Genomic DNA, 25,017 nt, shown 5'->3' with positions numbered 1-25,017 from the left:
TGCACAACATGTGAATGTCGCCACCAGTGCTAGGCGCATTTCCTACACAGGTCTACAATCGCCCTCCTCGCTTTTTCATCGCCGTCCATTCTGATGCCGACCTGTACGCTCCATCCCCTGCCCTACCAGCCCGACCCCGCGCACTATTTCGCACGCCTGCGCGCAGCGCCCGGCGCGATCTTGCTCGACAGTGCCCGCCCCAACGCCGAACGTGGACGCTTCGACCTGCTCAGTGCCTGGCCAGTGCAGCAACTGCAAGCGCAAACGGCAGAGTCGGGCCAGGCGTACCTGCAGCGCCTGCGCAGTGCCTTGGCGGAACTGGGAACGGCGCAATTGCCCGATGGCGTGGAGCTGCCCTTCGCCGGCGGCCTGATCGGCTACCTCAGCTACGACTTCGGTCGCCGCCTGGAGCAACTGCCCACACAGGCGGCCGATGACCTGGGGCTGCCGGACGCGCAGCTCGGCCTGTATGCCTGGGCACTGGTCAGCGACCATCATGCGCGTACCAGCCAAGTGGTGTTTCACCCTAGCCTGCAAACAGCTGAACGGCAGCGCCTGATCCAGCTGTTCGAAGCACCCGCCCAGACCGGCAGCGGCGAATTCAAGCTGCTCGCGCCCATGGCGGGCGACCTGTCACCTGGGCAATACCGCTCGGCCTTCGACAAGGTCCAGCAGTACATCCAGGCGGGCGACTGCTACCAGATCAACCTTACCCAACGCTTCCGCGCGCCCTGCCAGGGCGACCCGTGGCACGCCTACCAGGCCCTGCGCGCCGCCTGCCCGACGCCGTTTTCCGGCTATCAGCAGCTGGACGCTGGCACGGCGCTGCTGAGTTTTTCCCCGGAGCGCTTCGTGCGCGTAAGCCAGGGCGATGTCGAAACCCGCCCGATCAAGGGTACCCGGCCGCGCAGCGCCGACCCTGAGGCAGATACGCGCAACGCTGCCGAGCTGCTGGCCAGCCCCAAGGATCGCTCAGAGAACCTGATGATCGTCGACCTGCTGCGCAACGACATCGGCCGCACCTGCCAGATTGGCTCGGTGAAGGTGCCGGAGCTGTTCAGCCTGGAGAGCTACCCCAATGTCCATCACCTGGTCAGCAGCGTCACCGGGCGCCTGGCCCCCGGCAACGACGCACTCGACCTGATCGGCGGCAGCTTCCCGGGCGGCTCGATCACCGGCGCACCGAAGATCCGGGCGATGCAGATCATCGATGAGCTGGAGCCCGCCCGCCGGGCGCTGTATTGCGGCTCGCTGCTGTACATCGACGTGCGCGGCGAGATGGACAGCTCCATCGCCATTCGCAGCCTGCTGGTCAAGGACGGCCAGGTCAGTTGCTGGGGCGGCGGCGCGGTGGTGGCAGACTCCGACTGGCAGGCCGAGTACGAAGAGTCGATCGCCAAGGTGCGGGTGCTGATGGAGACCTTGCAGGGCCTGTAAAGCATCGCGGCGCGACAGGTCTACCTCGCCATTTTTTGTTACCATCAGTGCACTACGAGCGCACAGCGCCACTCACCCGATGGAAACCGCCTGATGAGCCAACCCTTCGACGTCGCCGCCCTGGCCGCGACCTATGCCAGCAAGTCCCCGCAGGAGATCCTCAAGCTCGCCTTCGAACACTTCGGCGACGACCTGTGGATCTCGTTCAGCGGCGCCGAAGACGTGGTGCTGGTGGACATGGCCTGGAAACTGAACAAGCAGGTCAAGGTATTCAGCCTCGACACCGGGCGCCTGCACCCGGAAACCTACCGCTTCATCGACCAGGTGCGCGAGCACTACAACCTGCCGATCGAAATCCTCAGCCCGGACCGCGACAAGCTCGACCCCTTCGTCCAGCAAAAGGGCCTGTTCAGCTTCTACAAGGACGGCCACGGCGAATGCTGCGGCATCCGCAAGATCGAGCCGCTGCGCCGCAAGCTGGCCACGGTCAGTGCCTGGGCCACCGGCCAGCGCCGCGACCAGAGCCCGGGCACCCGCAGCCAGGTGGCAGCCCTGGAGATCGACGGCGCCTTCTCCACTCCGGAACGCACGCTGTACAAGTTCAACCCGCTGGCACAGATGAGCAGCGAGGAAGTCTGGGGCTATATCCGCATGCTCGAGCTGCCGTACAACAGCCTGCATGAGCGCGGCTTCATCAGCATCGGCTGCGAGCCGTGCACCCGCCCCGTACTGCCCAACCAGCACGAGCGCGAAGGGCGTTGGTGGTGGGAAGAGTCGACCCAGAAGGAATGTGGGCTGCACGCTGGCAACCTGATCAGCAAGGCATAAACGACTGGGGCCGCTTCGCGGCCCTTTCGCTGGCAAGCCAGCTCCCACCCCGAACGCGCCAGCTTCAAGCCATGCGCCATCCTGTGGGAGCCGGCTTGCCGGCGAAAGGGCCGTGAAACGGCCCCATACGGTTTTGAATCAGTGCACCGGCAACTCAACGCCCTCGAACAGCTCTTCGAGTTCCTGCTTGTTGTGGCACTGGATGGCCTTGGCCATGACTTCGCGGGTCAGGTGCGGGGCGAACTTCTCGATGAAGTCGCACATGAAGCCGCGCAGGAAAGTGCCGCGGCGGAAGCCGATCTTGGTAATGCTGGCTTCGAACAGTTCGCTGGCATCCAGGCACACCAGGTCGCTGTCGAGCTTGGGGTCGACCGCCATCTTGGCCACGATACCTACGCCCAGACCCAGGCGCACATAGGTCTTGATCACGTCGGCGTCGGCGGCGGTGAACACCACTTTGGGCGTGAGGCCGCGGTGGTTGAAGGCTTCGTCGAGCTTGGAGCGGCCAGTGAAGCCGAATACATAGGTAACGATCGGATACTCGGCCACCGCTTCCAGGGTGAGCTTCGGCAACTTGGTCAGCGGGTGCCCCTGAGGCACCACCACACAGCGGTTCCACTTGTAGCACGGCATCATGATCAGATCGCCGAACAGCTCAAGCGCCTCGGTGGCGATGGCGAAATCGACGGTGCCGTCGGCGGCCATCTCGGCGATCTGCATCGGCGAGCCCTGATGCATGTGCAGGGCAACTTCTGGGTACTGCTTGATGAAATTGCTGATCACCGGCGGCAGCGCGTAACGCGCTTGCGTGTGGGTAGTGGCGATCGACAAGGTGCCCTTCTTCTCGTTGGAGAACTCCTGGGCGATCTGCTTGATGCTCTCGACCTTGCGCAGGATTTCGCCGGCGGTATTGATGATGCGCTCACCGGCGGGCGTGACGCGGGTCAGGTGCTTGCCGCTGCGGGCGAAGACTTCGACACCCAGCTCGTCCTCGAGCAGGCGGATCTGCTTGCTGATACCGGGCTGGGAGGTGTACAGGCTTTGCGCCGTCGCGGAAACGTTGAGGTCATGGTGCGCCACTTCCCAGATGTAGCGCAGTTGTTGAAGCTTCATAGATATCCCTCAAAGACGGTAGGCCACCGGCGCACTGGCAGCGACGAGTTATAACTATATTAGTGGCTTGGGAAATAAATCTAGAACTATTTTGTTACCTTCGCCCGAATCTACCTACTCTCTACCTTCCGTTTTCCTACGCCCAAGGTGCTGTGCCAGCGGCACCATGTACACGGGCACCGACGACAACTGCAGCAGGCGTACCGCCGTGCGACCAATGGGCACCCCAGCGCCCGCCCCGGCACTGTGGCTGCCGAAAATCAGCAGGTCGACACTCAGGCGATGCGCCTGCTCAAGAATGACCTGTGCCGGGTCGCCCTGGCGAACCCGCACCGCCTTTATCAGGGCCAGGTCGGCTTCCTCGCCCAGTTCGTCACGAAAATTCTCCAGTACCCGCTGCTCGATAGTGGCCATCACCGTGTTGACCCCTTCGCTGTGCAGCGCGTCCAGGGTTTGCTCATCGAGGTAGCTCTGTAGCAGGGATTCGGCAAACTGGCCCATGGGCTCGACCGCGTGGATCACGTAGAGCTCTGCGTTGAAGGTGCGCGCCAGGGCCAGGGCGTGCTGCATGACGAAAGGTGCGTACACACCGAGGTCGGTGGCGTACAGCATGGTGCGGATCATTCGGCCTCCTCGACTGCCGCTACGGCAGAGCAAGGTTGAGCTTAGCAGCGCCACCGGGCGCCGCTTTGCCGTCCGGCGCGGGCTGCAGGGGTGCTCAAGCTTGCCGGCTACGTCGGTCGATGAAGGCCAGCGCCTGATGCAATGCCTCGATCCGCGGCAGTCGGCAACCGGCGGCATGCGCCCTTGCCAGCGGCTCGGCATAGATAGCCTGCAACTCCAGCGGCCGCTGTGCGGCGTGGTCGTGATACATGCTCGGCCAGTAGTCCGGCATCTGCTCGGTGACCCGGAACAGATGCTCGGCGTAGCCGTCCGGCAACACCTGCCCGCAAGCACGGGCACCTTCGACCACTTCAGCCATCAAGGCCTGGATCAACACCCGACTGTCAGGGTCGCTCATCAGCGGCGTGGTGCTGGCCTTGAGCAGCACCGAAAGGCCGTTGTACGGCACGTTCCACACCAGTTTCTGCCAGCGCGCCTGGTTGAGGTCGAGCATGGCCTGTGAGTCGATGCCGGCTGCGCGGAACAGCTCGGCGCCCTCTCCCACCACCGCCAGCCCAGCATCTTCCGCCGGTCCGCTGTGGTAGCCGAGGTTGACCGCACCCAGCGCCTGATGCCGGATTACCCCAGGGCGTTCGCGATTCACGCAGATGAAGCACAGGCCACCGAGCAAGTGCATGTCCGGGCGCAGGGCCGGGCGCAGTTGCTCTTCCACCCCCAGGCCGTTCTGCAGCAATACCACCTTGGCGCCGGGTGCCGCCGCCTGCACGATCGAAGGCGCCAGCTCCGCATTGCTGGTGGCCTTGCCGCCCACCAGCAGCCAATCGCACGGCGGCATGTCGGCAGCACTGGCGTAAGCCTGGACCTGCTGATGCAACTGGCCGTGCAGCGCGCTGTCGAGGGTCAGCCCGTGCTCGCGCACCGTGGCGTACTCGCTGCGCAGCAAGAAATGCACATCGAAGCCGGCACGGGCCAGCATCAGGCCATAAAAGCCACCAATGGCTCCGCTGCCAATGATGCCGATGCGAGTATTGCGAACCTGCATGCCTGTTCTCCTTCGTGTGTGTTCGTCGGTTTTTAGCACGTAAATCAGCTGGTTTTCGATCCCTCACTATACTGGGGCAAAGAAGGTCAAATAATCGACACGGAGTCGAGCATGTGCGGATACCTGCCTCATCCGGATGACATCCCGGTCGAACTCACCCTTCGCCCCACATCCAGCCTGTTTCGTCGCCACCTCTACACTCAGGGCCTCGGCGGCATCGCCTGCAACCAGCCACGCGCTTACCGTCGCGGCACCGCCGTCGAGGTGCTGATCCCGTCACTGGGACTGGATGCACATTACCCCGGCTATGTCGCCTGGTGCCAACGGCTTGATCAGGGCTATCGAGTGGGCGTGGCCTTCACCGACAGCCAGGCGCTGTTCGGTGCACGCATGGGCGAGCAGGCCTGCCGGATCCAGCACTATTGCCTGGAGCACGCCCAGGACGACCTTGACAGCAGCGCGGCGCAACAATTGGCCGCGCAGTGGATCAGCCTGCATGCCGAGGCCTTTTCCGAGGCCAGCCTGGGCGCCACATCCCCCTGAATCACCGTTCCACCCGCAAAAACCCAGTATCGACGGGCCCCAGCCCATTGTCCCGCCCCCGCTAACGCGTTAAGGTTCGGCCTCCCCGCTGCGAACAATCTGCTGCTGGGCCGCACGGGGATTGCTGGCGGCCGGCACCCGTGACCTGACGAGTAACACGATGGCTGATTTACCGATCGATGACTTGAACGTTGCCTCCAACGAGACCTTGATCACCCCTGATCAGCTCAAGAAGGAAATCCCTCTCAGCGCCAAAGCCCTGCAGACCGTGACTGCCGGCCGCGAAGTGGTGCGCAATATCCTCGACGGCAAGGACCACCGCCTGTTCGTAGTGGTCGGCCCGTGCTCCATCCATGACATCAAGGCTGCCCACGAATACGCCGAGCGCCTGAAAGTACTGGCCGAGGAAGTCTCGGACACCCTGTACCTGGTGATGCGCGTGTACTTCGAGAAGCCGCGCACCACCGTAGGCTGGAAAGGCCTGATCAACGACCCCTACCTGGACGACTCGTTCAAGATCCAGGACGGCCTGCACATTGGCCGCAAGCTGCTGCTCGATCTCGCCGAAATGGGCCTGCCCACCGCCACCGAAGCACTGGACCCGATCTCCCCGCAGTACCTGCAGGACCTGATCAGCTGGTCGGCTATCGGCGCACGCACCACCGAATCGCAGACTCACCGCGAAATGGCTTCTGGCCTGTCTTCGGCGGTCGGCTTCAAGAACGGCACCGACGGCGGCCTGACCGTGGCGATCAACGCCTTGCAGTCGGTGTCCAAGCCGCACCGTTTCCTGGGGATCAACCAGGAGGGTGGCGTGTCGATCGTCACCACCAAAGGCAACGCCTATGGCCACGTCGTACTGCGCGGCGGCAACGGCAAGCCCAACTACGATTCGGTCAGCGTCGCCCTGTGCGAGCAGGACCTGGCCAAGGCGAAGATCAAGGCCAACATCATGGTCGACTGCAGCCACGCCAACTCCAACAAGGACCCGGCCCTGCAACCGCTGGTCATGGAAAACGTGGCCAACCAGATCCTCGAAGGCAACCAGTCGATCATCGGCCTGATGGTCGAGAGCCACCTGAACTGGGGCTGCCAGGCTATTCCGAAGAACCTGGACGAGCTGCAGTATGGCGTTTCCGTGACCGACGCCTGCATTGACTGGGCGGCCACCGAAAAAACCCTGCGCAGCATGCACGCCAAGCTCAAGGATGTGCTGCCGCAGCGCCAGCGCGGCTAAACCTTGTACACATGAAAACGCCGGGCAATGCCCGGCGTTTTCATGTGTACGGCGAGGTTTTCAGGCCTTGCTCGAGTGACGCTGCTGACGCTCCATGTAGCGCTCCACGTACGAACAGGACGGGATGACGGTGTAACCCATCTGCTCGGCGTACTCCAGTGCCTTTTCGGTCAAGGCGGCAGCGATGCCGCGCCCGCGCAGGGCGTTGGGCACGAAGGTGCGATAGATGTCCAGCGTCTGCTTGCCCAGGTCCATGTACGTGAGGTACGCCCGGTGACCGTCCACATTGGTCTCGAATTGATGACCCGCCTGGTCATGGTGGATGGTCAGCGTCTCGCTCATCACTACTCCTCGCAGGTCTTGTCGGCAGACCCATACCTTACCGATGTGTTTGTATCCGGCGGGGAACCTCTGCGCCACCTCTGGCCCGTTGGACAGTTGCACGACCTTGATCGTTCTGACCCTGGGCACCTACAAATAGTAGGCGGCACAAGCGGGGTTGCTCAAGCGGCCGGACTGAAAATCCAACAGCGCGGTTTTGCCACACTGGCCTGGTAGCATGATACGCGCCGAATGCTCTTTGGGCTAAGACGCTCACCGACAGTTGAAGTCACCCTTAGTTCAACAAAAAAGTTCCCACCCTACAATCGCTTGCGTGCGTCTCACACAATTTTCACAGATGGCCTGCAGAACCCGTCACTGCTGCCCGCTCGCCACATTTTTTTTGCAGTTCTTGCGCTCAGTCAGTTTACTTACTACAAGTAATGGGTACTATGTACGCCGGCCAGTTTCTCTTTTCCGAGAGATGGCTATTTAAATAGAAAGTCCTTGAAGGGGAACACGATGAACAACGTTCTGAAATTCTCTGCTCTGGCCCTGGCCGCAGTTCTGGCTACCGGTTGCAGCAGCGTCTCCAAAGAAACCGAAGCTCGCCTGACCGCTACCGAAGACGCAGCAGCTCGCGCCCAAGCTCGTGCAGACGAAGCCTACCGCAAAGCTGACGACGCTCTGGCAGCTGCTCAGAAGGCTCAGCAAACCGCTGACGAAGCCAACGAGCGCGCTCTGCGTATGCTGGACAAAGCCAGCCGCAAGTAATAATCCTCACGGATTGTTAAGAAGCCGACCCACTTGTGGGTCGGCTTTTTTATTGCCTGGTGAAAGGCACTGCGCACAAACGAAAAGGCCTGCACTAAGGCAGGCCTCTACACCAGTCGCAAATGGCTTACTGCAGTTCGGCTGGAATGCTCGAGACCACCGGTGCGGCACCACCATTGACCGGGACGGCGATTTCAACCGGCATGCCATCTTCGGCGGCAACCACATCACGCACCATGTCCCAGTTCATGCGCAAGTTGTTGGCCAGGTCCTCACGCTTGAGCAGCGCATTGATGACTGCGGTGTGCTTGTCGACCACCGACGGGTTGCCTTGGTCATCCAGCGGCGTGTGCGCTTCAAGGTAGACTTTGCCGCCACTGACGCCGAACTTGTAAGGCTCGTTGATGATGCGAACCGAGGTGTTTACCGGGACCATCTTCGACAGCGTCAACACGTTGTTATTGAGCATGCGGAAGCAACCGTGACTGGTGCGCATGCCAATACCGAACTTCTTGTTCGAACCGTGGATCAGGTAGCCCGGCACGCCCAAGGTGAACTTGAACGGCCCCAGCGGGTTGTCCGGGCCGGCCGGGACAACTGCGGGCAGGATATCGCCATCGGCAGCATGTTCCTTACGAATGGAGGCAGGTGGCGTCCAGGTCGGATTAGGAGTCTTGGCGGTGATGCGGGTGTTGGCAATCGGCGAACCCCAACCCTCGCGGCCGATACCCAGCGGGAAGGTGTGCACCACGTTCTGCCCTTTCGGGTAGTAGTAGAGGCGGTACTCGGCGAGGTTGATGACGATGCCTTCACGCGGCCCGGGTGGCAGGACGTAGCGCGTGGGCAGGATGATCTCGGTACCGGCGCCCGGCAACCAGGGGTCGACGCCCGGGTTGGCGGCGATCATTTCGAGGTAGCCCAGGTCGTTGGCGGTACCGATGTCGGCGAAGGTGTCTTCGTACTTGGCCTTGATCACCCGAACCTGGCCGACGACGTCTTCACCAGGAGGGGGCAACGGCAGTTCCAGCGCAACGGCGGGGCCGGCTACCAGCAGGGCGGCCAGGGACAGGCTACGGGTGACGGCGGGAAAGCGCGGCAACATCCGGTAAATCCTTCGAAAGGTCAGTCAAGGGAGCCGATTGTACACCCGTGCACCGGCGAGCGGGAGGCGTTGGCGGCGAGCAAGCGTTTCAGATGATGAAAGGTGCTCAGAGTTGCGGCCAGACCGGGCGCATGCCGTGGCGCTGGGCATCAAGGATGGCCTTGCACAGCGCGCACAGGCGCTCGTCGCGGTAGATGGCGCGCTCCACCACCGACCAGCGCGGTTGCGCCGGCAGCAGGCCACCGCACAGGGTACGGTCGGCCGGCACACCCAGCTCCAGCTGGCGGGCCGCCAGGTGCACGCGGATCTCCTGGCAGGCGAACAGGTCAAGCTGCTCGTCAGGCTCGATCAGTTGATAGGCGTACAGGGACCAGGCGGGGCGGGGCATCGGGGGCACTCGAATCGGGGGGCGCAACATTAGCCGAAAGCGGCTCCCGATAAAAGCGTCACAGCAAGGGTTTTATCGCCGGCCAGGCATTTTCCAGCAAACGCTGCTGGGCCCCCTGGGCGGGATGAATGCCATCGGCCTGCATCATCTCCGGCACCCCACCGATGCCCTCGAGGAAGAACGGTACCAGCGCCACGTTTTTCTCGCCGGCCAGTTGCTCGTAAACCCGGGCGAAGGCCGTCGTGTAGCGCACGCCATAATTAGGCGGCAGGCGCATGCCCAGCAATACGACTTTTGCCCCCGCTTCACGGGCATCGTCGATCATCGAGGCAAGATTTTGTTGCAATTGCTGGGGAGGCTGCCCGCGCAGGCCGTCATTACCCCCCAGTTCCAGCACCACCAGGCCCGGCTTGTGCGCTGCAAGCAGCGCCGGCAGCCGCGCCTGGCCACCAGCACTGGTGTCGCCGCTGATCGAAGCATTGACCACCTGATCGTCAAAGCCCTCGCGCTGCAGGCGTTGCTGCAGGAGTGCGACCCACCCCTGGCGGGTATCCAGGCCAAAACCGGCGCTGATACTATCGCCGACGACCAGTACCGTTCCCGCCACCGCGCCCTGGGCCAGGCAACACAGGGCCAGACCGGCACTCAACCACCACATTCGCATCGGATTCTCCATGGGCCCCAGCATTCTCGTTGCGCAGAACCTTAGCAAAGTGGTCCCCAGCGCGGAAGGCGACCTGACCATCCTCCACGCACTCTCCCTCGACCTTGCCCAAGGCGACAGCCTGGCCATCGTCGGCGCTTCCGGCTCCGGCAAATCCACCCTGCTCGGCCTGCTCGCCGGGCTTGATCGCCCCAGCGCCGGCAAGGTCATCCTGGCCGGCCACGACCTCGGCCCGCTCGATGAAGACCAGCGCGCCCGGGTACGCGCCGAGCACGTCGGCTTTGTCTTTCAGTCATTCCAGCTGCTCGACAGCCTCAATGCCCTGGAGAACGTGATGCTGCCGCTGGAGCTCGATGGCCGCCGCGATGCCCGCGAGCACGCCCGCAGCCTGCTCGAGCGGGTCGGCCTGGGCAAACGCCTGAGCCACACCCCACGCCAGCTTTCCGGCGGCGAACAGCAACGGGTGGCGATCGCCCGCGCGTTCGCCGCGCAACCTGCGGTGCTGTTTGCCGATGAACCCACCGGCAACCTCGACAGCCACACCGGCGAGCGCATCAGCGACCTGCTGTTCGAACTGAACCAGGAGCGCGGCACCACGCTGGTACTGGTCACCCACGACGAGCGGCTGGCCAGCCGCTGCCGCCGCCTGATCCGCCTGGATGCCGGCCGCCTGGTCGCGCCCCTGGAGCCCTGATGACTCGCCTGCCCTTCCTGCGCCTGTGCGCGCTCTCGCTGCGCCAGCTGCTACGCGATGCCCGCGCCAGCGAAGTGCGCGTGCTGTTCTTCGCCCTGCTGGTGGCAGTGGCGGCGAGCACCGCCATCGGCTACTTCGGCAGCCGCCTCAATGGCGCGATGCAGTTGCGCGCCAGTGAATTCCTCGGCGCCGACCTGGTGCTGCAAGGCAGCGCGCCGGCAACGGCGCAGCAAATAGCCGATGGCACCGTGCTGGGCCTGCGCCACGCCCAGGTGGTGGAGTTCACCAGCGTGGTCGGCGGCGACAGCGGCATTCAGCTGTCGAGCATCAAAGCTGCCGACGCCGCCTACCCCCTGCGCGGCCAGTTGCGCAGCGCCGCCGCACCCTATGCCGCGGAAACGCCCGGTGGCGGCCCGGCACCCGGTGAAGCCTGGGTCGAGCCACGCCTGCTGGCGGCGCTCGGGCTGTCGGTGGGCGACAGCATCGATGTAGGCATGAAGACCCTGCGCATGAGCCGCGTACTGACCTACGAGCCAGACCGCGCCAACAACTTCTACAGCCTCACCCCACGGGTGCTGATGAACCTTGCCGACCTCGAAGCCACCGGGGTGATCCAGCCGGGCAGCCGGGTCAGCTACCGGGAGCTGTGGCGAGGCGACATCGAAGCCCTGGCCCAGTACCGCAAAACCGCCGAAGCCAGCCTGGCAGCCAATCAGCGCCTGCTCGACACCCGTGATGGCAACCGTCAGATCGGCGGGGCGCTGGGCAAGGCCGAGCGCTACCTGAACATGGCCAGCCTGGTGGCTGTGCTGCTGGCCGGTGTCGCCGTGGCCCTGTCGGCCAGCCGTTACGCCGCCCGGCGCCTGGACGCCTGCGCATTGCTGCGCTGCCTCGGCCTGTCGCGGCACCAGGCACTGGGGCTGTACAGCCTGCAACTGGCCATGCTCGGCACGGTCGCGGCCCTCGGCGGCGCCCTGCTCGGCTGGCTCGCCCAACTGGGCCTGTTCCGCCTGCTCGAAGGCCTGCTGCCCAGCCAACTGCCCCCCGGCGGCCTCGCGCCCGCGCTGGCCGGGATCGGCACCGGGCTGGTGGCGCTGGCCGGTTTCGCCCTGCCACCACTAGCCGCCCTCGGCCGCGTGCCGCCCTTGCGGGTGCTGCGCCGCGACCTGTTGCCCACGCCAACCAGCAGCTGGCTGGTGTATGGCGCAGCCCTGCTCGCCCTGGGCCTGATCATGTGGCGCCTGAGCCTCGATCTGCTGCTCACCTTCGCCCTGCTGGGGGGCGGCTTGATCGCCGCGCTGCTGCTCGGCGGCCTGCTGCTGCTCGGCTTGCGCAGCCTGCGCCAGCTCCTGGCCGGCGCGCCGTTGGCCTGGCGCCTGGGGCTGGGCCAGCTGTTACGTCATCCACTGGCAGCTGCCAGCCAGGCCCTGGCCTTCGGCCTGATCCTGCTGGCCATGGGCTTGGTGGCGCTGCTGCGCGCGGAGCTGCTCGACAACTGGCAGGCGCAACTGCCCAAGGATGCCCCCAACCATTTCGCCCTGAACATCCTGCCTGATGAACGCCAGCCGTTCATTGAGCGCCTGGCGCAGATCAACGCGACCTCCGCGCCGCTGTATCCGGTAATCCCCGGCCGCCTCACCCACATCAACGAGCAGCCGGTACGCCAGTTGGTGAGCAAGGAGTCCACCGGCGAGCGAGCGATCCAGCGCGACCTCAGCCTGACCTGGGCCGCCGAGCCGCCCCAGGGCAACGCGCTGAGCGCCGGCAACTGGTGGCAACAGGCGCCGCAGGACGCTGCCATACCTGGCGTTTCGGTCGAGGCAGAGCTGGCGCAGAGCCTCAACCTGCAACTGGGCGACCTGCTGACCTTCGACATCGGTGGCCAGCAGCGCCAGGCCAGGGTCAGTAGCCTGCGCACGGTGCACTGGGACAGTTTTCAGCCCAACTTCTACATGATCTTCCAGCCCGGGACACTGCAGGGCTTGCCCGCCACTTACCTGACCAGCTTCTACCTTGCCCCAGGCCATGATCAGGAAATCGTCGCGCTGTCACGGGCATTCCCGGCAGCGACCATCCTCCAGGTCGACGTCCTGCTCGGCCAGCTACGCAGCATCCTCGCCCAGGTGACGCTGGCGGTGGAGTATGTGCTGTTGTTCGTGCTGGCAGCGGGGCTGGCGGTGCTGTTCGCAGGCCTGCAGGCAACCCTCGACGAACGCATCCGCCAGGGCGCCCTGCTACGCGCCCTGGGGGCCGCGAGACCGCTGCTGGTCAAGGCCCGGCGTATCGAATTCGGATTGCTGGGTGCCGTCAGCGGCCTGCTCGCCGCAGTGGGTTGCGAGCTGATCACCTGGGCACTGTACCGCTATGCCTTCGATCTGCACTGGGCGCCGCACCTGTGGCTGCTGGGATTGCCACTGGCAGGCGCGGTGCTGGTGGGCGGCGCCGGAGTGATCGGCACGCGGCGTGCGCTCAACGCCAGCCCGCTGGCGGTACTGCGGGAAGGCTGAATGCTCTGAGGGGCCTGGGGCCTGCCACGCAGCCCCAGGTTCTGATGAGACGGCTACGGCCTGTAGCTGATGCGGTTGATGTACCAGGTCGCCTCGCCAGTAGGCGTCTGCACCAGCACCTCGTCACCCTCCTGCTTCTTGAGCAGGGCGCGGGCCATGGGCGAGTCGATGGAGATGTAGTCATTACGCCCATGGATCTCGTCATAGCCGACGACACGGAAGGTCAGCTGCTCGCTGTCGTCGTTCTCGATCTCCACCCAGGCGCCGAAGAACACCTTGCCTTCCTGCTCGGGTGAATAGGCCACGACCTTGACGTCTTCCAGGCGCTTGCGCAGGTAGCGCACGCGCCGGTCGATCTCGCGCAGCAGCTTCTTGTTGTACTGGTAGTCGGCGTTCTCGCTGCGGTCGCCCAGCGACGCCGCCCAGGCGACCTTCTGGGTAATCTCCGGGCGATAGACCCGCCACAGATGATCAAGCTCCTGCTTCAGGGCTGCATGACCTTCGGTGGTGATGATGTTGGTACTCAAGCGGCTGCCTCCTCAGTGCATCTGCAGCGGGCGCCAGGCGCCCACCGAGTGACCGAGCTTAGCGAAAAACCTGCGGGTTTGACACGCCGATCAGGCGCGCGTGATCAGCCCTTGGCGGGCGATGCGCGTGAGCTGGCCGATAACCTCGGCGGCATCCTCGGCGGCCGGTGCCTGGATCACGGCCAGGTCGAAACGGTCGTTGGCGTACTCGCCAAGCTGGGTGCAGGTTTCGAAGAACTGGATGAGGAAAGCCCGGGCCTGGCCCTTGCGACGGGAAAAACCGTCAAGGTTGCGCAGGAGCGTAGGCTGATGCTGGCCGCCGAGCAGAATGCGCGGGGTGCGGGAGGCCTGGTCTTTGGCCAGGGGGGTCAAACAGACACTGGTACGTGGACAACTCATGGAGTTTTTCTCCGCCTCGCTGATCCCGCTGGGCAGCGGTGGGAGGCGTCACCGAACCAGCGCTTTAGCGGTATTTCGGATGACCTGGGAGGGTTGTCCTGCGCCCCGCAAGTAGCTGTTTAAATCGGCGCAGTCGGTATGCTAGAGGGATGAGCTCCAAGTTTCAAGCCGCACGGTGCAAGTTGATCGCATTCATCAACTTGCACCGTGCGGCTTGAAGGCTGCAGCTTGAGTTCAGCGTGCGATCAGGCGGTCCAGCGAGAAGCGGCCCGCACCTTCGATCAGCACCGCCACACTGCCTGCCAGCAGCGCCAGGGCGAACTCATAGCCGTTGTTGGACATGAACAGGCCGTTGTTGATGTGCACCGAGAAGATTGCCACCACCAGGGTCACACTCAGCGCCAGTGCCGCCGGACGGGCCAGCAGGCCGACCACCAGGGCCAGGCCGCCGAAGAATTCGGCACTGCCCGACAGCAAGGCCATCAGGTAGCCAGGCGCCAGGCCGATGCTCTCCATCCACTGGCCGGTGCCTTCGAGGCCGTAGCCACCAAACAGGCCGAACAGTTTCTGTGCGCCATGGGCCATGAAGATGACACCGACCAGGATGCGCACGACGCTCAGGCCAAAACCGGCACGGGTAACGAACAGGGCTTTGAGGGTGTTGTTCATGTTGTTGCTTCCTTGTTTAAGCGGGTAGGTTTGGATGAGCGCCATCTTAATCGATTGACTGAATAAGAAAATCGCAATAATCGCGTAATAACTATCGATTAATTAGATTTGTCAGCGCCTGGCCAGCCGCTCCAGGGAAGCGCGTTCACGGTTGAACGCCAGGTAGTACTTGTTGACACTGTTGACGAAGTTCACCGGCCCCATCCCCACTTGCTCCATGGCGATGCGCTCGGTCTGGAAGAACCACTGATTGCCGTTGAGCCCGCGCCGCCGCGCTTCGGCGCGCATGGCCTGAACCCGCTCCGGGCCGAGGTTGTAGGCCGCCAGGATGAACGCCATGCGCTCGCGCTCGTTGAGTTGAGGGCTGGCGAAGAACTTGCGGCGGATCAAGGCCAGATAGCGGGCGCTGGCCTGGACATTGCCATCCACCGTGGCGGTGTTGCTCACCCCCACCCGCTGCGCCGCCGACGGGGTGATCTGCATCAATCCATGGGCCCCGCCTGTGCCACGCGCCTTGGGGTCGAGGGTGGACTCCTTGAATGCCAGGGCCGCCAGGTTCAGCCAGTCGAACTGCTGGTCACCGGCATGCTTCTGCAGAACCGGGCGCAACGACTCCAGGCGTTGCCGGTCCTGGCGCGCCAGCGGATTGTGAACCCGGTACTGGCGCCGGTAGATGCGTTCGAAGGCGGCATCCTGGTTGTCCGGGGCGCGGTAAGTGGCGAGGAAGCGGTCCACTGCCGCCCGCAGCATCGGCGCATCAGGTCGCACATACCAGCGCAGCGCTTGCGGCTGGGCCAGCTGCAGCTTGCTGTCCAGGCGCAGGCGCGGCATCACCCGCGCCCAGCGTTGGGCGATGGGCCGCTCCACCACGGTCAGCGGATAAATACCGGCCTGGACCATCTCCAGCACATCCTCCACCGCCAGAGTCGGGTCAACCCACTCCACCTTGATCGGGGCTTGCTTGCGCAGCGCCAGGCGCTGGTTGATCGCCTCGATCGCGGCCCCGGCAGCGCTGGCACTGGTCAGGGCGACGGTACGCCCGGACAACTGCTCGGCCCGGCTGTAGCTGCGCTCGCCCTTGCGCCCGACCAGCAGCAGCGGCACCTGGTCAAGCACCGGGGCACTGGCCTCGACGCCACGCACCCCGGCAGGATCAAGCAGTTCACCTGGCGCGGCCAGGTCGCCTTCACCCCGCTGCAAGGCACCGAGCAATTGCTCCTTGGCCCGCGGGATGATTTTCAAGGTGATTTCCTGATTATCGGCGACCCGGGCATTGAGCGCGTGCTCGAGGGCGCGCAGCCGGTAGTACTCGACGCCCACCGGTTCGCCCTTGACCTCGCCGGAGCTGTTGCGGCTCTGGTTGACCAGCACCCGCAGCACCTGGCTGGAGCGGATCTGCGCCAGGTCGCGGGCCTGGCTGGCGGGTACATGCTGCTGGGGCCCCGGCTCGCGCGCAGTGGCCGGCCCGGCGGCCAGCAGCCCGAACATAATCAAAGTCGTCAGCAGGGTTCGCAGCATGGAGGAAGAGGTCCGAGGGCGGTTGGCGGGCACCATGTGCAATGATCGATCCGTGATGACTGACGGCAAAAGACCATGGCAAACGTTTGAAGTTCTTGGTTTTTTCGCGATTTCCAGGTTTTTGCTATGCTGGCCGCCCCGCGGCACGAGGTAGCACCATGCAATTGATCGATATCGGCGTCAACCTGACCAACAGCAGTTTCCATGACCAGCAGGCGGCTGTGGTCGAGCGCGCCGTGCAGGCCGGCGTGGCGCAGATGGTGCTGACCGGCACCAGCCTGGGCGTCAGTGAAGAAGCCCTTGAACTGTGCCAGCGCCTGGATGAGCAAGGCCAGCGCCTGTTCAGCACTGCCGGTGTGCACCCCCATGATGCCAAGAGCTGGAGCAGCGACAGTGAGCGCCAGTTGCGCCACCTGCTCGAACAACCGCGGGTGCGCGCCGTCGGCGAATGCGGGCTGGACTTCAACCGCGACTTCTCCCCTCGCCCGCAGCAGGAAAAAGCCCTGGAAGCCCAACTGGCCCTGGCCGTCGAACTGCGCCTGCCGGTGTTCCTCCACGAACGTGACGCCAGCGAGCGCCTGCTGGCAATCCTCAAGGGCTACCGCGACCAACTGAGCGCCGCCGTGGTGCATTGCTTTACCGGCGAGCGCGAGGCGCTGTTCGCCTACCTCGACCTCGACCTGCACATCGGCATCACTGGCTGGATCTGCGACGAGCGCCGCGGCACTCATCTGCATCCGCTGGTCGGCAACATCCCGACAGGCCGCCTGATGCTGGAGAGCGACGCGCCCTACCTGCTGCCGCGCAGCCTGCGGCCAAAACCGAAAAATGGCCGCAACGAGCCGGCGTATCTGCCCGAAGTATTGCGCGAGGTGGCTGTGCATCGCGGCGAAAGCGTCGAATTCACCGCAGCCCATACCACCGCCTGCGCGCGCGCGTTCTTCGGGCTGCCTGTGGTTTCTTGACGCATATCAAGGAGGGTCCTGGCCCTGGCGGGCACAATGATGGCACCTTGCCAACAATGTTTCCGCCAACTCAGAGAAGACCTACCATGGGTGCCTGGCTTAGCAATATTTCCCTGAAGTACAAGTTCTGGGCCGTCAACGCAGTGGCCTTCGTCACCACCCTGCTGCTGGTGCTGTATGCCGTGTCCCTGGAGCAGCAGGCGCGCGCTTCGGGCGCGCAGGCCATGGCCCAGCGCCAGGCCGAACTGCTGGCCGCCTGGCCCCCCGGAACAACCCTGCCGGCCCAACCCGGGCTGATTGCCTGGGGCAGCGGACAGACTCCCGAATTTGCCGGCGAACCCCTCGAAGCCTTGCGTGATGCCCAGGGCTGGGTCGAGCTGCCCGGCGCCTGGATCGCAGGTGACAACCCTGTGCTGGGGGCCCAGGTGTTCCGCCAGGGCGATCGGCGCCTGGCCGTGCTGGCCCAGGCGCCTAGCCTGCGCCAGGTGTTCTTCGACCGTTTCGGCAACTATGCGGTGTGCGTGCTGGTGCTGATGCTGGCCATGCTCTGCGCTTCGCAGTTGTTGATCCGCTTCCTGCTCAGCCAGCTCAATACGTTGAAGGACGTGATGCTGCACGTGGAAAAAACCGGCGACCTCTCGGCGCGGGTGCCGCTGGCCTGTGGCGACGAAGTCGGGCAGATGGCCGGCGCGTTCAACGCCATGCAGACCACCTACCACCGCGTGGTCAGCACTGTCGCACGCACCGCCGCGCAGCTCGACTCGGGTGCTGCGCGCCTGGCCGGGAGCATGGACGAAGTGCGCCACGGCATGATCGGCCAGCAGAGCGAGACCGACCAGGCCGCCACGGCGATCAACGAGATGACCGCCACCGTGCACCACATCGCCGAGCATGCCGGTGCCACCCGTGACTTGTCGCAGAGCGCCGACGGCCTCGCCGGCAGCGGCCAGGCCGTGGTCAGCCGGGTCCAGGACTCGATTGCCGGCCTGTCCAGCGGCGTGCAGCAGACCGCCGAGATGATCCGCCAATTGGCCGATGACAGCCAGAAGATCAACGGGGTGGTCGGGGTGATCCACAGCATCGCCGAACAGACCAACCTGCTCGCCCTCAATGCCGCCATCGAGGCCGCCCGCGCCGGCGACCTGGGCCGCGGCTTCGCGGTGGTCGCCGACGAAGTGCGCAACCTGGCCAAGCGCGTGCAAACCTCCACCGACGAAATCACCACCATGGTCGCTGACCTGCAGGCCGGCACCCGTGATGCCGTGGACTTCATGCAGGAGAGTTCGTACAAGGCCGACGACTGTGTCAAGCAGGCCCAGGAAGCTGGCGAGGCCCTCGCCGAGATCACCCGTGCCGTGGCGCAGATGCGCGAGAACAATACCCAGATCGCGGTGGCTGCCGAGCAGCAGAGCCAAGTGGCCGAAGAGATGAACCGCGCAGTGGTGAGCATCCGTGACGTCACCGAGCAAACCGTGCAGCAAACCGTGGGCTCAGCCACCACCAGCAGCGAGCTGGCGACCCTGGCTGGGGAATTGAGCAAAGCCATCGGCCAGCTCAAGCTCTAGTTCATTGGCGCTATTGCCAGCATAGCCAGCCTCGATTGGCCCCCTCCCGGGGGCCGCACTAGACTTTGGGCATCTCCATGAGGAACTGCCCATGAGCAAGCGACTGCCCAACCTGCCCGCCTGGCAATGGCGCGGCTACCACCATAATCACCGCCACCCCGCCAACCTGGTGTTGCACCTGATTGCCGTGCCGCTGTTCATCCTGGGTGCGCTTTTGGTGCTCTCGGGGCTGTTCGCCCTGGACCTGTCGCAGATCGCCGTCGGCATCATCGCCCTGATCGCCGGCCTTGGCCTGCAACGCCAGGGGCATCGCCTGGAGGCCGAACAACCGGAACCCTTCGCCAACCGCAAGGACGCCGTGAAACGCCTGCTGACCGAGCAATTCATCACCTTCCCGCGGTTCGTGCTGAGCGGCGCCTGGTGGCGCGCCTGGCGTGAGCGGCACAAGCATCGGCACTGACCGCCCCCTTCACGCCCCCCAGCAGCCTCAAGCGAACACGGTCACCGTCTGCCGACTCAATGCCAACAGCTCGCCGTCTGCCGTCCACAGGCGGGCTGCGGCATGTCCATAACCATCCCTCGCATACTCGGTCTCTACGCAATAGCCGCACCAGTCCTGCGTCGAAAGCCGTGGCGTGGGTTGGACGAATTCGATGGTCCAGGTCAAGGTGCTACCTGCGGCTGGCTGCTTCAGGAACGGCATCAGGCTGGGCGGCCAGGCATCGACCAGGGCCAGCAGATGCGCCACCTCAAAGGGAGCATCAGGCACGTCACGCAGACGCACCCAGCCGCCCATGTGGCGTGAATCGTTGCCGCTGAACGGCAGCCCACCGATAGCCCAACGCAGCGCCACGTGACGCATGAATTCCGGGGTAACCCCTTTGATGTACGGCAACTCTGGCGCTGCCTGCTGCAACGGCTTGATCGCCGTCGGGGGTTGCGCATCGACCGCGACCACCGAAGGCCTGCCAGCGCCGAAACTGCCCTGCACCAGCGTCACCACCTGGCCGCCCTGCACGGCACGACCGAGCAGGGTACAGACGGCCTTGCCCTCGCGCAGCACCTCCACTTCCAGGCTGATCGGTACATCCGGCGCCGCCGGACCGACAAAGGTGATGGCCAGCGAGCGCACCGGGCGGTCGTCAGCCAGTTTCTGCCGCATCGCCTCATGCACCATCGCGGCCATAAGGCCGCCGAACACCGCCCGCCCCTGCGCCCAGCTGGGCGGCACAATGACCGCTTCAGGGTGCAGGCGTGCTGCCGCCAACAATTCGGTGAAGTTCATGTGCCCTGGCTCCTGCGCAAAAGTTCCGATCTTAACCAGCACCCGCAGGTGCGGCAGCCCGCATATCGGTCATTTGCCGGGCTATCGGCGCGCCACGGCCTTGCGCAACACCTCGAGGGTGATATCGGAGGTGCGTTCGGCGGCATGCAGTTCATGCTCCCAGGCCACCTTGCAGCCTGCCAGGTCGCTGTGCTCACGCACTTGCAGCAACCATTGAAAACGGTCATGCCAGTCGCCCAGGTCGCCCTGGGCTTTCTTCAACAGCCTTTGCAGCTGCTTGCCGGCGTGATCGAGCTGCGGGTAAGCCTCGTCACCGTAGCGCACGCGCTTTATCAACAAGCGCAAGCGATGCCGGTCATGGGCCGGATCCTCCAGCGCCTGCGCCAAGGTGCGCCACTGCTTGAGCAGGCGCCTGTCGACACGCCGCTCCAGCCGCTGCACCAGCCCTTCACGGTCGGCCGCACGCAGGAACAGCGGGAACACGTCGAGAATCGCCAGTACGCGGGCAAGCTGGGGGCTACGCGCCACGCTGGCGAACGTACGCGCCCTGCCCTCCAGGCGGCGCTGACCGGCCTGCAAGTGCCCCCGCTGGATGAGCTGCGCCGCCAGCACCTCGCGATCACGCAGCGGCGTGGTCAAGGTACCCAGCGCCTGCGCCGCGCCCTCCAGTTGCTCCACCCCCGGCAAGCCACGCAGCGGGCGCATGAGGCTGCGCAGACGCCGCAGGGCGATACGCAGGTCATGCAGCGCCTCGCTGTCGGTATCGGCCGCCAGCCGCTCACGACAGGCCAGCAACCTTACCTGCAGCGTCAGTACCTGGAAAACCACATGGTCGAGCATGGCGGACATGGCGCGCTCCTCGGTCAACGCCCGGCGCGGGACTCACGAATATAGAAGCGCGCCTTCTCGGCTTTGCGGGTACAACCTTCGAACGCTTCGAACTGCTGCTGGGTCTTGGCCCCGGTCAGCAGTGACAGTGCCTTGGAATAGCTGACAGTACCGGCGAAGCCTTCGGCCTTGGCCAGGTCCAGCTCCTTCCACGCAGCATCGAGCTGGGTCCCGCAACTGTCGCGATAGGCCGTCTTGCCCGCGCAACCGGCCAAGGCCAGGACAATCAGAGGAAGGGTGATCCAGGCTTTCATCGGTGTTACCTCAAAGGTGAAAAAGTGGTCGTTCGACGGCATAGCGAGCAGAAAGTTGCCTGCTCAGCGTAGCCCAGTGCGGGCTACATTGAAGCACAGGCAACAATGGGCGCATTGTAGGGCCGTGGCTGCACAATACGCAGGGGGAAGACCATGAGCAAACGCGTGGCATTGGTGCTCGGCTCGGGCGGTGCCCGGGGGTACGCGCACATCGGCGTGATCGAAGAAATCGAGCGTCGCGGCTATGAAATCGCCTGTATTGCAGGGTGCTCCATGGGCGCGGTGATCGGGGGCATCTACGCGGCCGGCAAGCTCGACGAATACCGCAGCTGGATCGAAAGCCTGGACTACCTGGATGTGCTGCGGCTGGTGGATGTCAGCTTTCGCCTGGGGGCAATCCGTGGCGACAAGGTGTTCGGGCAGATCCGCAAGATCGTTGGCGAAATCAACATCGAGCAACTGCGCATCCCCTACACGGCGGTGGCCACCGACCTTACCAACCAGCAAGAGATCTGGTTCCAGGAAGGCTGCCTGCATCAGGCGATGCGCGCCTCGGCGGCGATCCCCAGCCTGTTCACCCCGGTCATGCAAGGCAATCGCATGCTGGTCGATGGCGGCATCCTCAACCCCCTGCCGATCGTGCCGGTGGTGTCCAGCCACTGCGACCTGATCATTGCCGTCAACCTCAACGCCACCAACCAGAAGCAGTACCAGTTGCCGGTGATCGAACGCCCGGCAGCCTTCAAGATGCGCTTCGACTCACTGATCAGCTCGCTCGGCTCGCACCTGCCGTTTCGCCGCAAACCCGCTGAGGAGCTGATGCGCATCGAACAGGAAATCACCGCTGACGGCCTGACCCCGCCCAACCCCTGGCTGGGCGAAAGCGCCGGGCCACAGGGCCAGCAGCCTGCCGCGGCGCCCGAGACCGAAGGCGCGCCAAAGTCCGCGACCGGCTCGTTCATCATCGATAACGTCGGCCCTGCTTCGCTGCTCGACCTGATCAACCAGAGCTTCGAGGTGATGCAGACCTCACTGGCGCAATACAAGATCGCCGGTTATCCGCCGGATGTGCTGATCAACGTACCCAAGCGGGTATGCCGGTTCTTCGAGTTCTACAAGGCGCCTGAACTGATCGCACTGGGGCGCGAAGTCGCCAGGGATACGCTGGACAGCCATGAGGGGGTGCGCCGTTAGGGGCCTGTGCAGCAGAAACGAAACAGGCCGCATACGCGGCCTGTTTCGTCATTGCTGCATCACTCAGTAGCGGGTGATGTCGGCACTGCTTTCCAGCCATTTGCGGTAGGCCGCGAAGTCTTGCGAACCGGCACGCGAAGCGAGGTAGCGACGGATCTGCGCCTTCTCTTCGTCAGTGGCGGCAGCGCCCTCGTTGACACCCTTGAGCTGCAACACCACCAGGCTACCGTCGCCCAGCACCACACTGCCGTACACCGGCTGGTCCTTGGACGCCGGCTTGCCCAGGCGGAACACCGCCTGCAGCTCGGCAGGGTCGATGCCGTCCTGGCCACGGGTAGCGGCTTCCTGGACCTTCCAGCTCTGGCTTGCTGCCTTGATCGAACCGTCACGCAGGCCAGCGATCAGCTTGTCAGCCTTGCCCTTGAGCTCGGCAGTCGCCTTCTCCTTGGCCAGATGCGCGCTGATGTTCTTGGCCACGGCTTCCAGCGGCAATTGCTCAGGCTTGCGATGCTCTTTGACGCGCAGTACGACCACGGTCTCCGGGTCCAGCTCGACGCCGTTGCTGTTGGCGCCCTCCTCCAGCACTTCTTCACTGAAGGCAGCCTGGATCACCGCACGGTTGGCGGTAATGCCCTCGCCACCTTCACGGCCGAATGCCGCAGAGGTCTGCACTTTCAGGCCAAGGTCCTGAGCCGGCTGGCCCAGGTCGGAGGCTTCGAACGCGGCATCTTCAAGCTGCTTGGTGGCCTCGACGAAGCGCTGCTCCACTTGCTGGGTTTTCAGCTCGTGGGTCAGCTTGTCCTTCAGGCTGGCGAAGCTAGGTACATCCGGCGCTTCGACGCCGAGCAGCTTGATCAGGTGGTAACCAAACTCGGTACGCACCGGGGCGGAAACCTGATCCTTGTTCAGCTTGTACAGCGCTTCCTCGAAGGCCGGGTCGTACACGCCCGGGCCTGCAAAGCCAAGGTCACCGCCGGTGTTGGCAGAGCCTGGGTCCTGAGAGAACTCCTTGGCCAGCTTGGCAAAATCCTCGCCCTTGCTCAGGCGCTGCTGGATTTCTTCGATGCGGGCCTTGGCCTGGGCATCGTTGGCCTTGTCGTTGACTTCGATGAGGATGTGCGCAGCATGGCGCTGCTCGCCCAGGTTGGCGATTTCCTTGTCGTACAACGCCTTGAGTTCGTCGTCGTTGACCTTGACCTGGTCGAAGAAGGCCGACTTCTTCAGCTCGATGTAATCAATGACCACCTGGTCGGGGGTCATGAATTCCTTGGCGTGCTGGTCGTAGTGGGCCTTCACCTCATCGTCGCTGACCTTGACCGCAGCCGGGTCGGCCTTGAAGGTCAGGGCGGCGAAGTCACGGGTCTGCTTCTCCAGGCGGGCGAACGCCTCAACCTGCTTGTCGGTGACGAAGCTGCTGCCGGCAAGGCCGGTGCGCAACTGGCCGATGAGCATTTCCTGGGCGAGCATCTCGCGGAACTGCATGCGGCCGTAGCCCATCTGGCGGATGACCGAATCGAAACGCTCGGCACTGAACTTGCCATCGACCTGGAACTCAGGCGTCTGCAGGATCAGTTGGTCCAGTGCAGCTTCGGAGAAAGCGAACTTGGCATCCTCGGCGCCCTGCAACAGCAGTTTGCGATCGATCAGCCCCTTGAGCGCAGCCTCGCGCAGCATCTTTTCGTCCAGCAGCGCAGGGTCGAAGTCCTTGCCCAGCTGTTGCATCAGCTGGCGGCGCTGCATGTCCACGGCCTGGCTCAGCTCGTTCTGGCTGATGGTCTGGCCGTTTACCTTGGCAGCGTCCTGGCTGTGGGTTGCGGCCTGGAAGATGGCCTCGAAGCCGGTCAATGCCATCAGCACGACGATGAGGCCGATAATGGTCTTGGCAATCCAACCTTGTGAATTGTCCCTGATATTCTGCAGCATGCGTCCCCCAGAAACGGCTGTACCACTGCGTCGACAACCGCGGAGCGTGGGTAGAATCCTGATAGAAAAAAGGCGCATCCAGTGGATGCGCCCTTTTCGAAGCTTGCGTACCAGCGGGAACGTTTGCGAACCCGCCCGTCACGCGGTCGACCCTGGCCGAAACCTGGGCCGGCTGAAAGAGACGACTTAGTTGACGGCGTCTTTCAGGCCTTTACCAGCCTTGAAACCTGGAACCTTGGCGGCAGCGATCTTGATCGCCTTGCCGGTTTGCGGGTTACGGCCGGTGCGCTCGGCGCGCTCTTTGACCGAGAAGGTACCGAAGCCAACCAGAACGACGTCGTCGCCTGCTTTCAGGGCACCGGTCACGGAGTCAATTACTGCGTCCAGCGCACGGCCGGCAACAGCTTTCGGGATGTCAGCGGATGCGGCGATAGCGTCAATCAGTTCCGACTTGTTCACTCTAAGTCCCCTTATTTCTCTATTGAGTTTGTTTCTAAGTATGTAATGAAAAGCGTGTGTAACGAGCGCTGGGTGGCCTGTTGACAATGGCGTGCCG

General features: G+C 64.1%; 27 protein-coding genes. 11 read left to right on the top strand and 16 right to left on the bottom strand.

The window, feature by feature from the left end:
- Nucleotides 1–93: 93 nt before the first annotated feature.
- Both pabB and ACQ4N9_RS20335 read left to right on the top strand, forming a co-directional pair.
- The gene (pabB, locus tag ACQ4N9_RS20340) at nt 94–1,437 is read left to right on the top strand and encodes an aminodeoxychorismate synthase component I (RefSeq protein WP_125858135.1); all 1,344 of its coding nucleotides are present in this window, start codon (nt 94–96) and stop codon (nt 1,435–1,437) included.
- A 93-nt stretch (nt 1,438–1,530) separates the two neighbouring features.
- Nucleotides 1,531–2,265, top strand: a complete 735-nt coding sequence (locus ACQ4N9_RS20335) for a phosphoadenylyl-sulfate reductase (RefSeq protein WP_125463486.1) — start codon at nt 1,531–1,533, stop codon at nt 2,263–2,265.
- 138 nt (nt 2,266–2,403) lie between these two features.
- Here the strand turns inward: ACQ4N9_RS20335 and cysB are convergent, their stop codons facing one another.
- The 3 genes from cysB to ACQ4N9_RS20320 all read right to left on the bottom strand — a co-directional run bounded on the left by cysB (nt 2,404) and on the right by ACQ4N9_RS20320 (nt 5,044).
- Nucleotides 2,404–3,378 carry an HTH-type transcriptional regulator CysB gene (cysB, locus tag ACQ4N9_RS20330; protein WP_011533140.1) on the bottom strand — a complete coding sequence of 325 codons (975 nt, stop codon included), beginning with the start codon at nt 3,376–3,378 and terminating at the stop codon, nt 2,404–2,406.
- Between the two features lie 114 nt (nt 3,379–3,492).
- A complete protein-coding gene (locus ACQ4N9_RS20325) occupies nt 3,493–4,002 on the bottom strand; it encodes a universal stress protein (RefSeq protein WP_125858134.1) in 510 nt (169 codons plus the stop codon).
- 94 nt (nt 4,003–4,096) lie between these two features.
- Nucleotides 4,097–5,044 carry a putative 2-dehydropantoate 2-reductase gene (locus ACQ4N9_RS20320; protein WP_390967524.1) on the bottom strand — a complete coding sequence of 316 codons (948 nt, stop codon included), beginning with the start codon at nt 5,042–5,044 and terminating at the stop codon, nt 4,097–4,099.
- Nucleotides 5,045–5,155: 111 nt separating this feature from the next.
- Here ACQ4N9_RS20320 and ACQ4N9_RS20315 point away from each other — a divergent pair, with 111 nt between their 5' ends.
- Nucleotides 5,156–5,587 carry a PilZ domain-containing protein gene (locus tag ACQ4N9_RS20315; RefSeq protein WP_390967523.1) on the top strand — a complete coding sequence of 144 codons (432 nt, stop codon included), beginning with the start codon at nt 5,156–5,158 and terminating at the stop codon, nt 5,585–5,587.
- 160 nt (nt 5,588–5,747) lie between these two features.
- Nucleotides 5,748–6,824 carry a 3-deoxy-7-phosphoheptulonate synthase gene (locus tag ACQ4N9_RS20310; protein ID WP_125463482.1) on the top strand — a complete coding sequence of 359 codons (1,077 nt, stop codon included), beginning with the start codon at nt 5,748–5,750 and terminating at the stop codon, nt 6,822–6,824.
- A 60-nt stretch (nt 6,825–6,884) separates the two neighbouring features.
- Here the strand turns inward: ACQ4N9_RS20310 and ACQ4N9_RS20305 are convergent, their stop codons facing one another.
- The gene (locus ACQ4N9_RS20305; protein ID WP_110994199.1) at nt 6,885–7,166 is read right to left on the bottom strand and encodes a GNAT family N-acetyltransferase; all 282 of its coding nucleotides are present in this window, start codon (nt 7,164–7,166) and stop codon (nt 6,885–6,887) included.
- Between the two features lie 501 nt (nt 7,167–7,667).
- Here ACQ4N9_RS20305 and oprI point away from each other — a divergent pair.
- Nucleotides 7,668–7,919 (top strand): outer membrane lipoprotei OprI, encoded by a 252-nt coding sequence (gene oprI, locus ACQ4N9_RS20300; protein ID WP_003259780.1) that lies wholly within the window; start codon nt 7,668–7,670, stop codon nt 7,917–7,919.
- Nucleotides 7,920–8,046: 127 nt separating this feature from the next.
- Here oprI and ACQ4N9_RS20295 read toward each other — a convergent pair whose 3' ends face one another.
- The 3 genes from ACQ4N9_RS20295 to ACQ4N9_RS20285 all read right to left on the bottom strand — a co-directional run bounded on the left by ACQ4N9_RS20295 (nt 8,047) and on the right by ACQ4N9_RS20285 (nt 10,073).
- Nucleotides 8,047–9,021 (bottom strand): L,D-transpeptidase family protein, encoded by a 975-nt coding sequence (locus ACQ4N9_RS20295; RefSeq protein ID WP_390967522.1) that lies wholly within the window; start codon nt 9,019–9,021, stop codon nt 8,047–8,049.
- Between the two features lie 106 nt (nt 9,022–9,127).
- Nucleotides 9,128–9,409 (bottom strand): hypothetical protein, encoded by a 282-nt coding sequence (locus ACQ4N9_RS20290; protein ID WP_347150182.1) that lies wholly within the window; start codon nt 9,407–9,409, stop codon nt 9,128–9,130.
- 58 nt (nt 9,410–9,467) lie between these two features.
- Nucleotides 9,468–10,073, bottom strand: a complete 606-nt coding sequence (locus tag ACQ4N9_RS20285; protein ID WP_153785902.1) for an arylesterase — start codon at nt 10,071–10,073, stop codon at nt 9,468–9,470.
- Nucleotides 10,074–10,083: 10 nt separating this feature from the next.
- On the opposite strand from ACQ4N9_RS20285, the gene ACQ4N9_RS20280 reads away from it, so the two are divergent.
- Complete coding sequence (locus tag ACQ4N9_RS20280; RefSeq protein ID WP_232879909.1) at nt 10,084–10,767, top strand: ABC transporter ATP-binding protein; 684 nt, start codon at nt 10,084–10,086, stop codon at nt 10,765–10,767.
- A complete protein-coding gene (locus ACQ4N9_RS20275) occupies nt 10,767–13,274 on the top strand; it encodes an ABC transporter permease (RefSeq protein ID WP_390967521.1) in 2,508 nt (835 codons plus the stop codon). The genes ACQ4N9_RS20280 and ACQ4N9_RS20275 overlap by 1 nt, the downstream gene beginning before the upstream one ends.
- A 53-nt stretch (nt 13,275–13,327) precedes the next feature.
- Here the strand turns inward: ACQ4N9_RS20275 and greB are convergent, their stop codons facing one another.
- The 4 genes from greB to ACQ4N9_RS20255 all read right to left on the bottom strand — a co-directional run bounded on the left by greB (nt 13,328) and on the right by ACQ4N9_RS20255 (nt 16,387).
- The gene (gene greB, locus ACQ4N9_RS20270) at nt 13,328–13,801 is read right to left on the bottom strand and encodes a transcription elongation factor GreB (protein ID WP_125463476.1); all 474 of its coding nucleotides are present in this window, start codon (nt 13,799–13,801) and stop codon (nt 13,328–13,330) included.
- Nucleotides 13,802–13,891: 90 nt separating this feature from the next.
- A complete protein-coding gene (locus ACQ4N9_RS20265) occupies nt 13,892–14,200 on the bottom strand; it encodes a hypothetical protein (protein ID WP_110994342.1) in 309 nt (102 codons plus the stop codon).
- A gap of 234 nt (nt 14,201–14,434) precedes the next feature.
- Nucleotides 14,435–14,869, bottom strand: coding sequence for a DoxX family protein (locus ACQ4N9_RS20260; RefSeq protein WP_110994343.1), 435 nt, complete (start codon nt 14,867–14,869; stop codon nt 14,435–14,437).
- Between the two features lie 111 nt (nt 14,870–14,980).
- On the bottom strand, nt 14,981–16,387 hold the full coding sequence (locus tag ACQ4N9_RS20255) for a transglycosylase SLT domain-containing protein (RefSeq protein WP_390967520.1): 1,407 nt from the start codon (nt 16,385–16,387) through the stop codon (nt 14,981–14,983).
- A gap of 158 nt (nt 16,388–16,545) precedes the next feature.
- Between ACQ4N9_RS20255 and ACQ4N9_RS20250 the strand changes: the two genes are divergently transcribed.
- The 3 genes from ACQ4N9_RS20250 to ACQ4N9_RS20240 all read left to right on the top strand — a co-directional run bounded on the left by ACQ4N9_RS20250 (nt 16,546) and on the right by ACQ4N9_RS20240 (nt 19,377).
- A complete protein-coding gene (locus ACQ4N9_RS20250) occupies nt 16,546–17,352 on the top strand; it encodes a TatD family hydrolase (protein ID WP_390967519.1) in 807 nt (268 codons plus the stop codon).
- Nucleotides 17,353–17,438: 86 nt separating this feature from the next.
- A complete protein-coding gene (locus ACQ4N9_RS20245) occupies nt 17,439–18,917 on the top strand; it encodes a methyl-accepting chemotaxis protein (protein WP_390967518.1) in 1,479 nt (492 codons plus the stop codon).
- Between the two features lie 91 nt (nt 18,918–19,008).
- On the top strand, nt 19,009–19,377 hold the full coding sequence (locus tag ACQ4N9_RS20240; RefSeq protein WP_390967517.1) for an Mpo1-like protein: 369 nt from the start codon (nt 19,009–19,011) through the stop codon (nt 19,375–19,377).
- A 27-nt stretch (nt 19,378–19,404) separates the two neighbouring features.
- On the opposite strand, the gene ACQ4N9_RS20235 is transcribed toward ACQ4N9_RS20240, so the two are convergent.
- The 3 genes from ACQ4N9_RS20235 to ACQ4N9_RS20225 all read right to left on the bottom strand — a co-directional run bounded on the left by ACQ4N9_RS20235 (nt 19,405) and on the right by ACQ4N9_RS20225 (nt 21,344).
- The gene (locus ACQ4N9_RS20235; RefSeq protein WP_390967516.1) at nt 19,405–20,202 is read right to left on the bottom strand and encodes an acyl-CoA thioesterase; all 798 of its coding nucleotides are present in this window, start codon (nt 20,200–20,202) and stop codon (nt 19,405–19,407) included.
- A gap of 81 nt (nt 20,203–20,283) precedes the next feature.
- Entirely contained in the window at nt 20,284–21,051 is a 768-nt protein-coding gene (locus ACQ4N9_RS20230; RefSeq protein WP_390967515.1) for a CHAD domain-containing protein, read from the bottom strand.
- 14 nt (nt 21,052–21,065) lie between these two features.
- The gene (locus ACQ4N9_RS20225; RefSeq protein WP_125463469.1) at nt 21,066–21,344 is read right to left on the bottom strand and encodes a hypothetical protein; all 279 of its coding nucleotides are present in this window, start codon (nt 21,342–21,344) and stop codon (nt 21,066–21,068) included.
- 153 nt (nt 21,345–21,497) lie between these two features.
- Between ACQ4N9_RS20225 and ACQ4N9_RS20220 the strand changes: the two genes are divergently transcribed.
- Nucleotides 21,498–22,538 carry a patatin-like phospholipase family protein gene (locus ACQ4N9_RS20220; RefSeq protein ID WP_390967514.1) on the top strand — a complete coding sequence of 347 codons (1,041 nt, stop codon included), beginning with the start codon at nt 21,498–21,500 and terminating at the stop codon, nt 22,536–22,538.
- Between the two features lie 63 nt (nt 22,539–22,601).
- Here the strand turns inward: ACQ4N9_RS20220 and ACQ4N9_RS20215 are convergent, their stop codons facing one another.
- Nucleotides 22,602–24,461, bottom strand: coding sequence for a SurA N-terminal domain-containing protein (locus ACQ4N9_RS20215; RefSeq protein ID WP_390967513.1), 1,860 nt, complete (start codon nt 24,459–24,461; stop codon nt 22,602–22,604).
- A 186-nt stretch (nt 24,462–24,647) separates the two neighbouring features.
- Nucleotides 24,648–24,920 (bottom strand): nucleoid-associated protein HU-beta, encoded by a 273-nt coding sequence (gene hupB, locus ACQ4N9_RS20210; RefSeq protein ID WP_054892387.1) that lies wholly within the window; start codon nt 24,918–24,920, stop codon nt 24,648–24,650.
- Nucleotides 24,921–25,017 lie beyond the last annotated feature (97 nt).

The sequence above is a fragment of the Pseudomonas sp. ES1 genome, from assembly GCF_050586605.1.
GTDB classification, from domain to species: Bacteria; Pseudomonadota; Gammaproteobacteria; order Pseudomonadales; family Pseudomonadaceae; genus Aquipseudomonas; species Aquipseudomonas sichuanensis.
This window is presented reverse-complemented; position numbering and strand designations above follow the sequence as displayed.